The 259-nt window shown below is 66.8% G+C and carries 1 protein-coding gene; it reads right to left on the bottom strand.

What is annotated here, in order from left to right; translation table 11 throughout:
• Positions 1-221: phosphate signaling complex PhoU family protein (locus WDW90_RS40005; protein WP_336493105.1), on the bottom strand; the 221-nt coding region annotated here is incomplete at its 3' end.
• Positions 222-259: the final 38 nt, after the last annotated feature.

Raw genomic sequence — 259 nt, 5'->3', positions numbered from 1 at the left:
GCGACCGGAGCCTGCTGGGCGAGCACGTGGACGCACCGCTCGTCCAGCTCCCGCTCCAGCCGGTCGATCTCGTGGTCGGAGGCGATCACGTCCTGGGCGAGCTGGTGCTCGCCGTCGAGCAGCGCCGTACCGGCTCGCGTGATCGCCGACTCGACCAGTCGGCTCATCTCGACCAGACCGTCGCCGATGTGCTTCAGCTCGGCATCGAAGATCTCTCGCATGGGTGTCCTCTCGAAGATCGGTGCTGATCAACCCTCAC

The sequence above is a fragment of the Methylobacterium nigriterrae genome, from assembly GCF_037106235.1.
Classification (GTDB): domain Bacteria; phylum Pseudomonadota; class Alphaproteobacteria; order Rhizobiales; family Beijerinckiaceae; genus Methylobacterium; species Methylobacterium nigriterrae.
The sequence above is the reverse complement of the archived record's forward strand: the minus strand, read 5'-3'. Positions and strand labels throughout refer to the sequence as shown.